Below are 12,709 nucleotides of genomic sequence, written 5' to 3'. Positions count from 1 at the left end.
CATCAACGCTACGGGAGTTCATCATGCCAAATACAGGCGCCAGTCATTCTATCACCATTCGTTTACAAATGGACCATCAGCCAGGTCTATTTGCGAAAGCCGCAGAAATCATTGGCCGCTTAGGTGGGAATATCGGAGCCATTGATATTGTTAAAATTACCAAAGGCAAAATCACTCGCGACGTCACAGTCGACACCAGTAGCGATGAACACAAAGAACAAATTACTGAAGAACTCAACCAAATTGATGGTATGAAAATCCTTCATATTTCCGATCGCGTTTTCCTCATGCACTTGGGCGGGAAAATTGAAGTCAATAGCCGTTTCCCACTCCAATCACGCGATGAACTCTCCATGGCCTACACACCCGGCGTAGCACGCATTTGCGAAGCAATCCATAAAGATCCTCAACTCGCCCACAACTTGACCATCAAGAAAAATACGGTGGCAATCGTTTCAGATGGCACGGCGGTCCTCGGCCTCGGCGATATCGGTCCCGAAGCAGCCATGCCCGTCATGGAAGGCAAAGCAATGCTCTTCAAAGAATTTGGTGGCGTCGATGCCTTCCCCATTTGCCTCGACACAAGGGATACTGAAGAAATTATCCGCACTGTCAAAGCAATTGCTCCCGGTTTTGGTGGCGTCAACTTAGAAGATATTGCCGCACCACGCTGCTTCGAAATCGAACGTCGCCTGCAAGAAGAACTCAATATCCCCATTTTCCACGATGACCAACACGGCACCGCGATTGTCATGATTGCTGGCTTGATCAACGCCCTCAAAGTCGTCAATAAAGACGCCAAAGATATAAAAGCTGTCGTTGCGGGTGTGGGGGCCGCGGGAACTGCCTGCACAAAAATGATGCTCGACTTAGGAATCAAGAACATTATCGGCCTCGACCGCACAGGTACCCTTTATAGTGGTCGCGACAAAATGAATGATTCAAAAGTGGCCTATGCCGAAATCACCAATCCGCACAAGATAAAAGGCGGCATGGATGAAGCTATTAAAGACGCCGATTTATTTGTGGGTTTATCGGGGCCAGGCGTACTCTCGCTCGAGCAACTCAAAACCATGGCCAAAGACCCTATTGTCTTTGCCATGTCGAACCCAACTCCAGAGATCATGCCAGAAGTAGCATTGCCCCATGTTGCGGTCATGGCAACAGGTCGAAGTGATTACCCCAACCAACTCAATAACGTACTTTGCTTCCCAGGGATTTTTAAAGGTGCACTCAAATGTCGTGCTCAATCTATTACTGAAAAAATGAAATTAGCTGCCGCCTACGCAATCGCGGAAACAGTGAAAGAAAATGAGATCTGTGCAGATTACATTATTCCCGGTGTCTTTAATAAAGATGTGGCACGAAATGTGGCCAAAGCCGTTAAAAAAGCTTACAGATAAGGCTTTCGGAAATCTTAAACTTGGGCGAGTGCTTGTAGCACTTCGTCAAGTTTTTCTACTTGACTATCGATACCTTCTTTGATATCGCTCAATTCATATTCAGTGAAGCCCTCGGCAATAACACCTAAGTTATCTACGACTATTTCCATTTCACCAAGTACCTGACGTAGAAAGTCACTGTATTGATCTAGGTCAACTTTGCCACCGCCACTGAGTTCACGCTGTAATGCACGAGCAATCAAATCTCTAAGTAGGCGAGTGGAATAACTTAAATGTGTCGGAAGCTTTTTAGAAGCAAGCTGTTTATCCATGTAGAAAACTGCTTTTAACTCCTCTTCTATAAACACGGGAACCACGACTGCCGAACAGATCTTGAAATCTACAACTGTTTGAGTTTTATTCACCGACTGATCCAGTGCGTCCTCTATAATAATTTTTTTGTTCTCTATAGCCTTCTTAATGAAACTTCGACTTAAGCTATAGGAGGAATCTCCAGGCGTTAACTGAACACGTGCACATTCTCGCAAATCTTCTTCACCGTTTGCCCCTGCATTGATGAAAGCAAAGCCGCGTTCGAGACCCGTCATTTCCATGTAGACACTCAATGCCCTCTCCATGACTTCGTCCACTCCATCTTTGGGGTTGAACATCTGTAAAAAGCCCATGGCCATCATTAAGCGAGCCGCATCAGGACTCATACGCCCTTCTTCTTCTCTAGCGCCTCTCCTATTCATGAGCTATTTCTCCATATATTAATTTAATTAAGCTTGGTGGCCTACAAAAATAAGGTTACATTACACTCGTGTCTATCAAAAAACACTACATTTTTGTAATATTAAGGATAAAGTCATATTTAAATGCAACTAAAAGACTCTTTAAAAGACAACGGCCAACATACCGTTTTAATTGTGGACGATTTGGAAGACAATGTATTCATCCTCAAATCTTTATTAGTTTCGCAAAATTATAAGGTCCTTGGTGCATACACTGGCAGAATGGCTTTAGAGCTCTGTTTTGAGCATAAGCCCGACCTAGTTTTACTCGACCTTTCACTTCCTGATATTAATGGCGTCGAAGTCCTCCAAGAAATCCGCCAAGAGCCCAGCCTCATTAATACAGGGATCATTATTTTAACGGCTACAAGTTCGAGCGATGCGCTGATCAACGGCTTTATGTTGGGCGCTGATGATTTTATCAAAAAGCCTTACCACCATCTAGAAATGCTCGCTCGTATGCAAGCTACCCTAAAACTTCGCGATACTTACGCGCAGCTAAGAGACGTCAATGATCAACTCGATAGTATTAACCGCGATTTAGAAGGCACGGTAAAATCCCAAGTTGAAGAGATTGAAAAATCCAACCGCTTCAAACGTTTCATGGCACCCCAAGTCATCGATTCTTTCATGACTGAATCAAAAGATTTGCTGAGCATTAGCGAACGTCGCAAACTCACGGTGCTTTTCCTTGATCTACGTGGCTTCACTGCCTACGCCAATTCAGCTTCTCCTGATAGTCTCATGACTGGCCTGCAACATTTCCACAAAACTATTGGCCCCGTCATCTTTAAACACCAAGCGACAATTGAACGCTTCACGGGCGATGGCCTCATGTGTATCATTGGAGCTCCCAACGACATTCCCGATCACTCCACCGTGGCATTGGATATGGCGAGAGAAATTCGTGACGTCTATGAAACAGAAAAGTCGGAAAATGGCGATCTTCTGCCTTTAGACATGTCCATGGGCATTGCCACTGGAGAAGCCACCACGGGCACGATTGGTTTTGAAGGTCGCCTCGATTATGCAGCCATTGGACCAGTAACTAATATGGCGGCACGACTCTGTGCAAAAGCTGGGCCCAATGAAATCTTGATTTCACATAATGTTTGCAATCAAATTGCGAGTAAGGATGGAGTGAGTTTTGTGGAAGAAGCCGAGATCAAAGGCTTTGACTACAAGGTCAAATATTACAGTGCGTAGATTGCTCCACAAGCGATAAGAAAAGCACAAAACCAAGGCAAAATTTTCTTCCATAGTTTCTTGGGTCGATGCTCACGAGCATAAGCTTTGATCAAACGGTCTGTTTCCAATGGGGGTTGATTGTCCATCGTTCTAAGCTTCCCAAGATTTTAATAAACTGCGCAGTCGTTTCACAGCGTAATGCATACGCCCTAGAGCGGTATTTAAACTCACCCCCTGAATCGTCGCAATCTCTTTAAAGGAAACATTCTCTTGACGTAAATTCACCACGTCACGCTGCTCACTAGGCAAAGTAGAAATCGCTCTTTTTAAAGCTGCTGATAATTCGCCGAAGACTAAACTTTCACCAGGAACACTTCCCGAACAAGAAATTTCGTCGGGTAGCTCATCCATATAACGGCGATTTTCTTTGCGGTAATGATCAATTAAGAGATTATGCGCAATTCGCATACTCCAAGCCAAAAATGTTTGGCGATCTTGGTAGCGGCTTAAGTTGGCCACAACTTTCATCCACGTCTTTTGAAAAAGATCATCGACGAGCTGACTCTTGCCGGGGGCTAAACGATTTAAATAAGAATATAATTGTAAACGATAACGACCATAGAGCTCATCAAAAGCTCGATCATCACCCTTTAAGTATTTCTTAATTAACTGATTATCACTTAGCATAATTTTCCTAAAGATTTCATTTTCTTAATTCTATATACGTAGAGAACTAAGGAAATATTGCATGATAAATATAAGTTCTTTAATCTTTTTTTCAAAATCAGATATTTTAGTTGTCGATTTTCCAGTTTTTCATCTGCTCCAAAAACTCTTCTCGTGACAATTTTTTCAGTAGGTCTTGAGGTAGGCAATGATCCACTAAGTCCTTGGGCAATTCTCCTAAAAATTGCGATGGCATACGCTGACTCATTCGACGACCAGCTTTACGCATCTTCGACCAAGTAAGGATCAGATCACTCTTGGCCCGTGTCAATGCTACATAAAAGAGGCGACGTTCTTCTGCCAAGGCTTTGAGCCCTGCTGATTTTTCGTGCGGGAATAAATTTTTCTCCATACCAGTCACAAATACACTAGGAAATTCCAAACCCTTAGAAGCATGAACCGTGAGCAACATCACCGCATTGGGATCTTCATCTTTTTCTTGACGGCGACGATACTCTTCCATCAAACTGACCGACTCTAAATACTCTTGTAAAGGAATACAGCGTTTATCCTCTTTCTCTCGTCCTTCAATTGTATGAATAATTTCGAGAACATTCTGATAACGCTTTTCAGCATCTTCGCGTGGTTTATACATGCGACCTAATCCCTCAATATAGCCAACACCCTCAAAGTATTGCTCCACTAAGCCCGCAAGTGGTACTTTCTCTTGGAACTTTTGACGAAATTCTTCGACGCGATTATTAAACTTCATGAGGGCATCACTCGAACGTCCAAAGTTCTCCATAAATTGCGGATTGCGCAAAAGGTCGTACACCGAAGTTTTATTCTCTACGGCTTTCTCACGCAAAGTTTTTATTGTTCGCGGCCCGATACCACGAGGCGGCACATCCAAGACCCGTAAAAAAGAAAAGTCGTCACGAGGATTGTGGATGATTTTCAAGAAGGCGAGGGCATCGCGAACTTCTTTACGCTCATAAAATGAGGTGTCACCAATGATTTTATAAGGAATCCGCCCTCGTCTCATGGCATCTTCAAGGGCACGACTCTGATGATTGGAGCGATAAAGAATTGCGCAATCACCATAAGTGTTCTGACGTCCATTAACCTTGTTCAAAATTGTATCGGCAATGGCTTTGGCTTCGCGCTCTTCACTGCCGCAAGCGACCACTTTTAATTTTTCGCCACCTTCTTGGGCTGACCATAAATTTTTGACGTGACGTTGTGAATTAATACTAATGACTTTATTCGCTGCATTGAGAATCACATTATTAGAACGGTAATTCTGCTCCAGTTTAATCAGTTTCCCTCCAGGGAAAATTTGTGGAAAGGCAAGAATATTTGCGACTTCCGCACCACGCCAACTATAGATTGACTGATCATCGTCACCCACCACACAAATATTCGGCTCATGTTTCGGTAACAAAGCGTGAAGTAGCTCCATTTGAATGTGATTAGTATCCTGAAACTCGTCGACCATAACATATTTGAATTTATCTTGAAGCAGCTGCCTGACTTTTTCATCTTTTTGTAAGAGTCTCACCGTTAGCATAAGCAGATCATCAAAGTCCAGAATATTTAAAGCATGCAAATACTCTTGGTAATAACGATAGATGCCCCCAATGCGCTGCTCCCATGGATCACTAGATTCTTCTAGATCCTCTGGAACCTGGTTTTTAGCCTTGGCCATACTTATAAGAGAGAGAATCGCTTTAGGATCTTGGCTCATACCATCCTCTACCAAACCTAATTCATTGAGCCCCTGCTTGATCAAGCCCACCTGATCACCGTATTCAGCTAAAGTAAAATCGGGGGCATAACCTGCCTGATAAGCGTATTTCCTTAGGATCTTCATACCAAATGAGTGAAAGGTACTAACCCAAAGGTCCTTCACTGCCTTCTGGCCAATTAACCTACCGGCACGCTCTTTCATTTCGTTCGCCGCCTTATTGGTAAATGTAACTGCAAGGATCTCTCCTGGCTCAGCTCGCCCACTCTGAACAATAAAAGCAATGCGACTCGTTACCACCATTGTCTTGCCCGTGCCCGCTCCCGCCAAGATCAACAAAGGCTTCTCAGTCGTCGTAACTGCTTGACGCTGTTCATCATTTAAACGGTCTAATAATACACTCATAGGAATTCCAAATTTTTATACTTTATACGCCTTAAACATGCATAGATCAAAAGCCTTGGATAGCTTATTTGCTTTTTTTTACTTTTTCTAAAAAATACGATTTGCATATATCTGACTTTTGCGTATTGTTAGCACACAATTTTTCAGGAACTCGAGTTGTTAGCTCAGTTGGTAGAGCAACGCCCTTTTAAGGCGTGGGTCCTGGGTTCGAGCCCCAGACAACTCATTTTCCTCTTGTTTTATAATGATTAGATTGAGAGAATAACGATGGCTAAAGAATGTCACTTTTGCGGAAAAAAACCACATGTTGGTGGAACAATTGTTCACCGTGGTATTTCGAAGAAAGCTGGTGGTATCGGTTTAAAGCTTGTTAAAACTAACAAGCGTGTATTTAAGCCAAACATCCAGAAAGTTAAGGCCAAAATCAACGGCACTGCTTGCACTGTAAATGCTTGCACAGCGTGTATCCGTACTGGTCTTGTGGTAAAATAAACCACCGAGATTGATTTTCAGGCGCCGATTCGTTCGGCGCTTTTTTTTTGCACAAATTCAAGGATCTTTATATTATGGCTAATACAGATAAAATTATAAGTCTCAGCGAATTGACTCAATGGAAAGCTGAATTCACTGGAAAAATCGTTGCAACTAATGGCGTTTTTGACCTTCTTCACCCTGGTCACATGGAATACTTAGAAGAAGCCTCTGAACTTGGTGATGCCCTCGTCATTGCCCTCAATAGCGACGCCTCGGTTAAAGCACTTAAAGATCCCCGACGTCCCATTATCAACGAAGATGACCGCGCTTACATGCTCGCCTCGCTTGATTGTGTTAGTAAAGTTTTCATTTTCGAAGACCTCGAAGCCCTCAATACACTTTTGGAAATCCAGCCTCACATCTACGTGAAAGGTGGCGATTACACGATTGATACTATCAATCAAAATGAACGCCGTGCTCTGGAAGCTCGTGATATTGAAATTCAGATCCTTAAATTCAAGGCGGGATTTTCTACCACTTTGATGATCGATAAAATCATAAAGGCTTACGGCTAAAATAGACAGAAATTTTCTTAAGAAAAATTTTACGTCATATTAACTGAAGCAACTTTGGTTTCCTCTGACTAGAGGCATATTTTACCCGACAGTCAATTTTTGGAGACCATTATGAAAGACCTCGACCAGGCCCGCTTACAAACGGGAACACGCCCGACGTTTCGTGACCGCGATCAACTCGTAAAATACCTCAACTTACGCTTATCACTGCTTGGGGAACCCACCACTTTAGATCGTGAAGACATGGGCATTGCCCACAATATTATCAATAACATTCAAGCGCGCAAACGTTTCTCAAAAACAGAACTCTCACCTGTCGATACGCGTATCCAAAACTACATCAACGCGCTCGTCGGCGCAGACAAAGTCTCCCTACCTGCCGCGACTTATTCATTAGATATCTATGGCATGGCTCGTGAACTCTCGCTCCCTCCTGATGCCAAAGACTACAAAACCCCTTATGTGAACTCCGTTCGCATTAAACAAGGCGTTTTGCACAATCCAAAAAATGACCGCCGTACGACCAAGGGTGTTTTCCATATTGTCGAAGGCGACATCCCCGTACCCTTTGATAAAAAAGAAGTCCCGCTTCCTATTTTCGAAAAAATGCTCTATCACTCATTCAATGATGTTCCCAATGAGCTCATGCGCATCCCTTTCACCAGTGATCTCGAAAAACCGGCTCATGCCTTCACTTCACTTCTCCTGCGCCCCTTAGTCGTCCCCGACGTTCCGGGCTTTACTTCGGCAAAATCACTCGAAATCCGTTTCTTTGCACCTGCTGGTCTCGTCTCTAGTCTCGACTTTGTGGAATCTATTTTCGGCAATGGTGGCGACCCCTACCAAGCAGAAAATGACGCCGCCCTTGATCCCGACACTTGGACGGGTCACACAGGCTGCGTGATTTTAGCACCGCAATTACTCACTCTCACTAAAAAAGAACTCGGACTCCCAAAAGCTGCCGACGCCACTGAGCGCCAGAAACGCGATGGGATGTGCTGGGAAAAAGAAGATGAACTCTACAACGATGGCCAACCCTTCAAAATTTGTTCGCGCAATAAAGAAGGCCAAGTCATCACTATTATTACGGATAACTACTTCGGCTACTGTAAAAAAGAAGTTAAAACTCAAATCTCTTATTCCGCTAACCTCTTTGGCTTAGCCGAAGAAGAGCATGCTGGTGGCGCCCTTTCTTTACCGCGCTATCACCTAGCGAGTCAAATTTCGGCTAGTGTTTTAAATAAAGATCCCGAGGCAACTTTTGAGAAAATGATGGAAGCCCTCGGCGACAACGCTGAGCATAAAAAGCTTGGCTATGCCATCGATAAAAACTTCCCTAACATTCATTATTTGCCTAACGATGCTTATTTTGACCTCTCCTCACAAACTGTGACTTGGGGTGATCAATTAAGCATTCCTATTGCCGAAAATGCTCACTATGTCTTACCCAATGGTTACAAAGTTTCCTTGGAGCAACACCCCTACACCGATTCTTGGCGCTTAGTTGGAACCGAAGCAGAAGGCACGCTTTGCCATAAGCCCTGTACGGTTTCAGGCGGGGGTAAATCAGAAATTTCCAAGTCTCTCTCCAATGCGACTTTCGCAGGTCCCGTTTTCGTCAATGACTTCGATGAAGACATGAAACTCGTCAATGAAATCATTGAGCGTAATTATCGTGGTCGCTTTAAGGACTCAGGACCAAGCGACCCCATGAGTCGCCCCATCCTCAGTCCTGAACGTAGCCTCGGTTCCGTTATCAAACTGCTTACGCCCCTCTCAAAGTATAGTGAATCCTACAATACCTGGTTGCGTTCCGTCCCCGGCTACATCAAAGCCATTGTCTTTATGGTGAAACGCTTTTATCGCGAAGAATGGGGGCAAGACTGGCAACCGCATTACTCTGTCGACCAAGTCAATGGAGAAAATGGCCACGAACTTAAATGCGACAATCGCAAACTTACGGGAATCTATTTGCGTGTCGCGCAAAATAATGATGGTAGCTGGCGTACCTTTAAACTTCGCCAAGACTTCCTCCCAAGTTATAAAATCCAATGGGAAGACGATATCTCAGCCTCAGCCATTATTCCCAGCGATGCCCTCGAAGGACTCAACCCTGACTACAACAATCCAAGTATTAAAATTGCCGAAAACTGCGAGTACCGCTTTTTCCAACGGCCTGATGACGCGATCATTCGCGGCTTTGATCACGAAGCCGAAGCAGACCTCGCCAGTGACAACTTATTTGTCTGTAACTTTGAGCCACTTGCTGCGGAAACCGCAAAAGAAATGCTCGAGCACAGCATCCACCTCTCCGAGTATACTGATGAAATGAAGAACAATATTCGTGAAGCTGCCGAAGGTGACAATTACTTTGTTGCTTCCGATGCACCACGCATCGTCAATGGCGCTCCCTCGAAGAATCCTCGCTACTTACAAACTCGTGGTGATCTTTATTGTCAGGAGCCTCATTACCTCGCCGAAGTGGCCGCTCGTATTGCCCGCCAACTCAAACCCGAGCAAGCCTTATACAATCCAGTCAATGCCGTACTTCCTGGCCGTCGTAATAACCCAGCAGAGCCGGGCATTCGCCCCCTCGCCGTTTATAGCCCACTTCATTACCAGGAACTCCCTGAGCTCTTTATGGACTTCATCTGTAGCTTAACGGGTAAATCTCCATCCACTACGGGTGCGGGTTCAGAAGGTGCTCTAACCAAAGGTCCTTTCAACTGCTTGCCTGCTACCGCTGACCTCAATAATGCCTTACTCTCCTATATCCTCACGGGCTACCAAGGCTTTTCTTCTGCGGCAGGTTATATAGGAACGCGCTATAAACTCGATCACGATATCAGCCTCATTGTCCCAGAAATCTGGTCACGCCTCACTCCCAAGGAGCGTAGCGCCGAATACCTCATCAAAAATTCCTACTTGGAAAAAATTGATGATTTCGAGCACAAAGGTGAACTCGTTCAAGCGAGCCGTCTCGGTTACAGAATTACCAAGGAATTTACCACGCGATTCATGGGCAAAATTTTCGATAATCCCCACACAATTTTCCCAGCCGATATGTTACGCCCCGAGCTCCAATCTGCTGAGGACTTTGTCGATGGCATCAATAATATTGTCGAAAACCAAACCCTCATTGCCAAGCGCTTCATAAACGAAGGTTCTGCGGAAACCGCAATCCCTCCACTGAAAGCCCTCGTTCATATCATGGCTTTTGGCGAATATGAAGGTATGAAAGTTAGCGACACAGAATTCCGCGAGCTCTTCTCTCGCGAAAAAGTTATTGCAAGTGATTGGTACCAGGCTCGCATCGAAGCCAAAGTCGCGAAAGACGAAAAAACTCGTCTTCAAAGCATTGCTTACCTCAAAAAGAAATTGCAAAAACCAAACGTGCGCGAAGATATTCGTTTAAGCGTTGAAGCTCGACTAAAAGCACTCGAAGTTAAGCCCAAGAAAAAAGATCAAATTAATAAATACATGGGGACTTTAGGCGCCGATCCTATCTGTCTTTAAGCTCCGACCAAAGCACATACAGTTCAGTAACTTATATATGGATACTGAACTGCATCAGTTGATGTTTTTGAGCAAATAAGGTCAATAAATTACGTATTTTTGTCGTTTTGATGCAATACTTAGCCATTCACTGGCGTAGTATAATATAACACAATTTCTAACACAGTTGAAGTTATGGCGTTATTTTAACTGCAACAATCAAGGAGTACCTATGCTATTTAAACCATTTACTAAACGGACGGCACTTGCCTTCGGTTTTCTACTTTCTCTCCCCCTTGTAGCGGCCCCTAATAAAGGCAAAGAGATCTACACAAAGTCATGCGCAGCCTGCCACGCTCCCAATGGTGGTGGTATTCCTGGTGCAGCAGGTGGTCCAAACCTCACGATTCTCAAGAAAAAATATGCCCAGCAACAAATGCATGCGATCATGGATGGCAAACGCGGTGGAACAGGTAGCCAGACGATGGCAGGACTGCTCAATGCGATGAAAATCAAACGTACTGAAATGGACGCGGCACTCAATTACGTACTCAAACTTCCTGCAGCGCCATCACCTCACGAGGAAATGGGCAATGCTAAACGCGGTAAAAAAATCTACAATCAGTGCATACACTGCCACGGCACCACTGGTATGGGTTACCAAAACGCCGGACTTCCTGCTCCACGCCTAACGGGACAATCCAATGCCTACCTCTATCTACAGCTCAAGAACTTCAAAGCTGGTGTGAGAAACGACGGTAGTGCGGGTTCTCAGCAAATGATGGCAGTCCTCAAACCATTAAAAGACCAAGACCTTCAGGATCTCGTCGCCTATATTTCCACACTCGACACGAGTCCCACTCCCCTGCAAAACCTCAAATATAAGGTCTACAAAGGCGAATGGAAAAAACTTCCTGACTTCTCAAAACTAAAGCCCATTAAAGACGGTTCGATTGCCAATGGACTTCTCGACATTCGAGTCGCCGAACAAAAAAATGCTTATGGCATGGTCTTCGAAGGCGAACTCAATGTTCCGGCCAAAGGCAAGTATCAATTCCATTTGGCTTCCGATGATGGTGCTAAACTCTATTTAAATGACCGCAGTAAAGCGATCGTCGATAATGACGGTATTCATGCCGCCAATGAAAAAAATAGCGCATGGCTTGAGCTGCCCGCAGGAAAAACTAAGCTCATTGTCGATTACTTCGACCTCGCAGGGCAAACTAAGCTTAGCCTTACTTGGAGTCGCCAAAACAACTTCAAGAAACGCGCCATCTCTGCTGAAGTTGTCGGTGGCAAACAAAAAGGCCCCAATCTAAAGCCCATTATTTTAGGTTCGAAAGACGATAAAGCACTTGTCTTCCGTAACTTTATTAACAAGGGCAATGCTCGCTCCATTGGCGTCTCGTTCCCTGGAAATATGAACCTCATTTTCGATGCCTCCAATATGGCACTCGCCTCATTTTGGTCAGGTGACTTTGTCGATGTCGCACCCATGTGGCATGGCCGAGGCGTTCGTGATATTGCTCCAATTAGTTCCGACATAGTTCCACTCCCACTCGATCTTCAGTTTGCTGAACTCGCAAACCCAGAGGCCAAATGGCCTATTGAGCTCAACCGAAATTCAAATCAAACACGAACTCACTCCCTGCGTTTTAGAGGTTATAAACTCGATAAAAACCGTTACCCAACCTTCATGTATACACTCGGTGACATCGCATTTGAAGATCGCTTTGACCCACTTCCCGAGCAAGCCGGCATCAAGAGAACAATCAAAATCAAAGGTCAATCCGACAAACTCTACTTTAGAGCCGCCACGGATGAAATCAGTAAAAAAGACGATAGCTACACGCTAGCTAATTGCACCATGACAATCGAAAACGCTGAGCTTCGCCCCTTTGGCAATGTCCAGGAACTCATGGTCCCCGTTAAACTTTCTAGCGGTGAAGCTCAAATCCAAATCCAATATTCTTTCTAAGGAGA

The 12,709-nt window shown here is 44.6% G+C and carries 10 protein-coding genes and 1 tRNA gene; 7 read left to right on the top strand and 4 right to left on the bottom strand.

Features of this window, described 5'->3' with window-relative positions:
- The first annotated feature begins 23 nt into the window (after nucleotides 1–23).
- On the top strand, nucleotides 24–1,403 hold the full coding sequence (locus tag LNTAR_RS09095) for an NAD-dependent malic enzyme (protein ID WP_007278390.1): 1,380 nt from the start codon (nucleotides 24–26) through the stop codon (nucleotides 1,401–1,403).
- A gap of 14 nt (nucleotides 1,404–1,417) precedes the next feature.
- On the opposite strand, the gene LNTAR_RS09090 is transcribed toward LNTAR_RS09095, so the two are convergent.
- Nucleotides 1,418–2,137 carry a GAF domain-containing protein gene (locus LNTAR_RS09090; protein WP_007278389.1) on the bottom strand — a complete coding sequence of 240 codons (720 nt, stop codon included), beginning with the start codon at nucleotides 2,135–2,137 and terminating at the stop codon, nucleotides 1,418–1,420.
- Between the two features lie 123 nt (nucleotides 2,138–2,260).
- Between LNTAR_RS09090 and LNTAR_RS09085 the strand changes: the two genes are divergently transcribed.
- Entirely contained in the window at nucleotides 2,261–3,382 is a 1,122-nt protein-coding gene (locus LNTAR_RS09085) for a response regulator (RefSeq protein ID WP_007278388.1), read from the top strand.
- Here LNTAR_RS09085 and LNTAR_RS27145 read toward each other — a convergent pair.
- The 3 genes from LNTAR_RS27145 to LNTAR_RS09075 all read right to left on the bottom strand — a co-directional run bounded on the left by LNTAR_RS27145 (nucleotide 3,370) and on the right by LNTAR_RS09075 (nucleotide 6,182).
- Nucleotides 3,370–3,510, bottom strand: a complete 141-nt coding sequence (locus LNTAR_RS27145) for a hypothetical protein (protein ID WP_157473422.1) — start codon at nucleotides 3,508–3,510, stop codon at nucleotides 3,370–3,372. The genes LNTAR_RS09085 and LNTAR_RS27145 overlap by 13 nt on opposite strands.
- 4 nt (nucleotides 3,511–3,514) lie before the next feature.
- Entirely contained in the window at nucleotides 3,515–4,051 is a 537-nt protein-coding gene (locus tag LNTAR_RS09080; protein WP_007278387.1) for a sigma-70 family RNA polymerase sigma factor, read from the bottom strand.
- Nucleotides 4,052–4,157: 106 nt separating this feature from the next.
- Nucleotides 4,158–6,182, bottom strand: a complete 2,025-nt coding sequence (locus tag LNTAR_RS09075; RefSeq protein WP_007278386.1) for an ATP-dependent helicase — start codon at nucleotides 6,180–6,182, stop codon at nucleotides 4,158–4,160.
- Nucleotides 6,183–6,335: 153 nt separating this feature from the next.
- On the opposite strand from LNTAR_RS09075, the gene LNTAR_RS09070 reads away from it, so the two are divergent.
- The 5 genes from LNTAR_RS09070 to LNTAR_RS09050 all read left to right on the top strand — a co-directional run bounded on the left by LNTAR_RS09070 (nucleotide 6,336) and on the right by LNTAR_RS09050 (nucleotide 12,704).
- A tRNA-Lys gene (locus LNTAR_RS09070) sits at nucleotides 6,336–6,408 on the top strand.
- Between the two features lie 41 nt (nucleotides 6,409–6,449).
- Nucleotides 6,450–6,674, top strand: a complete 225-nt coding sequence (gene rpmB / locus LNTAR_RS09065; protein WP_007278385.1) for a 50S ribosomal protein L28 — start codon at nucleotides 6,450–6,452, stop codon at nucleotides 6,672–6,674.
- Nucleotides 6,675–6,748: 74 nt separating this feature from the next.
- Nucleotides 6,749–7,231 (top strand): adenylyltransferase/cytidyltransferase family protein, encoded by a 483-nt coding sequence (locus LNTAR_RS09060; protein WP_007278384.1) that lies wholly within the window; start codon nucleotides 6,749–6,751, stop codon nucleotides 7,229–7,231.
- Nucleotides 7,232–7,342: 111 nt separating this feature from the next.
- Nucleotides 7,343–10,747, top strand: coding sequence for a PPi-type phosphoenolpyruvate carboxykinase family protein (locus tag LNTAR_RS09055; RefSeq protein ID WP_007278383.1), 3,405 nt, complete (start codon nucleotides 7,343–7,345; stop codon nucleotides 10,745–10,747).
- Nucleotides 10,748–10,958: 211 nt separating this feature from the next.
- Nucleotides 10,959–12,704 (top strand): c-type cytochrome, encoded by a 1,746-nt coding sequence (locus tag LNTAR_RS09050; protein WP_007278382.1) that lies wholly within the window; start codon nucleotides 10,959–10,961, stop codon nucleotides 12,702–12,704.
- Nucleotides 12,705–12,709 lie beyond the last annotated feature (5 nt).

Origin of the sequence: Lentisphaera araneosa HTCC2155 (assembly GCF_000170755.1) — a bacterium.
GTDB classification, from domain to species: Bacteria; Verrucomicrobiota; Lentisphaeria; order Lentisphaerales; family Lentisphaeraceae; genus Lentisphaera; species Lentisphaera araneosa.
The sequence above is the reverse complement of the archived record's forward strand: the minus strand, read 5'-3'. Positions and strand labels throughout refer to the sequence as shown.

Bases quoted from the DNA above. Each gene is read 5' to 3' on its own strand.
- LNTAR_RS27145 (WP_157473422.1), bottom strand. From the start codon at position 3,510: ATGGACAATCAACCCCCATTGGAAACAGACCGTTTGATCAAAGCTTAT.
- LNTAR_RS09055 (WP_007278383.1), top strand. From the start codon at position 7,343: ATGAAAGACCTCGACCAGGCCCGCTTACAAACGGGAACACGCCCGACG.
- LNTAR_RS09050 (WP_007278382.1), top strand. From the start codon at position 10,959: ATGCTATTTAAACCATTTACTAAACGGACGGCACTTGCCTTCGGTTTT.
- LNTAR_RS09060 (WP_007278384.1), top strand. From the start codon at position 6,749: ATGGCTAATACAGATAAAATTATAAGTCTCAGCGAATTGACTCAATGG.
- LNTAR_RS09080 (WP_007278387.1), bottom strand. From the start codon at position 4,051: ATGCTAAGTGATAATCAGTTAATTAAGAAATACTTAAAGGGTGATGAT.
- LNTAR_RS09095 (WP_007278390.1), top strand. From the start codon at position 24: ATGCCAAATACAGGCGCCAGTCATTCTATCACCATTCGTTTACAAATG.
- LNTAR_RS09090 (WP_007278389.1), bottom strand. From the start codon at position 2,137: ATGAATAGGAGAGGCGCTAGAGAAGAAGAAGGGCGTATGAGTCCTGAT.
- LNTAR_RS09085 (WP_007278388.1), top strand. From the start codon at position 2,261: ATGCAACTAAAAGACTCTTTAAAAGACAACGGCCAACATACCGTTTTA.
- LNTAR_RS09075 (WP_007278386.1), bottom strand. From the start codon at position 6,182: ATGAGTGTATTATTAGACCGTTTAAATGATGAACAGCGTCAAGCAGTT.
- rpmB (WP_007278385.1), top strand. From the start codon at position 6,450: ATGGCTAAAGAATGTCACTTTTGCGGAAAAAAACCACATGTTGGTGGA.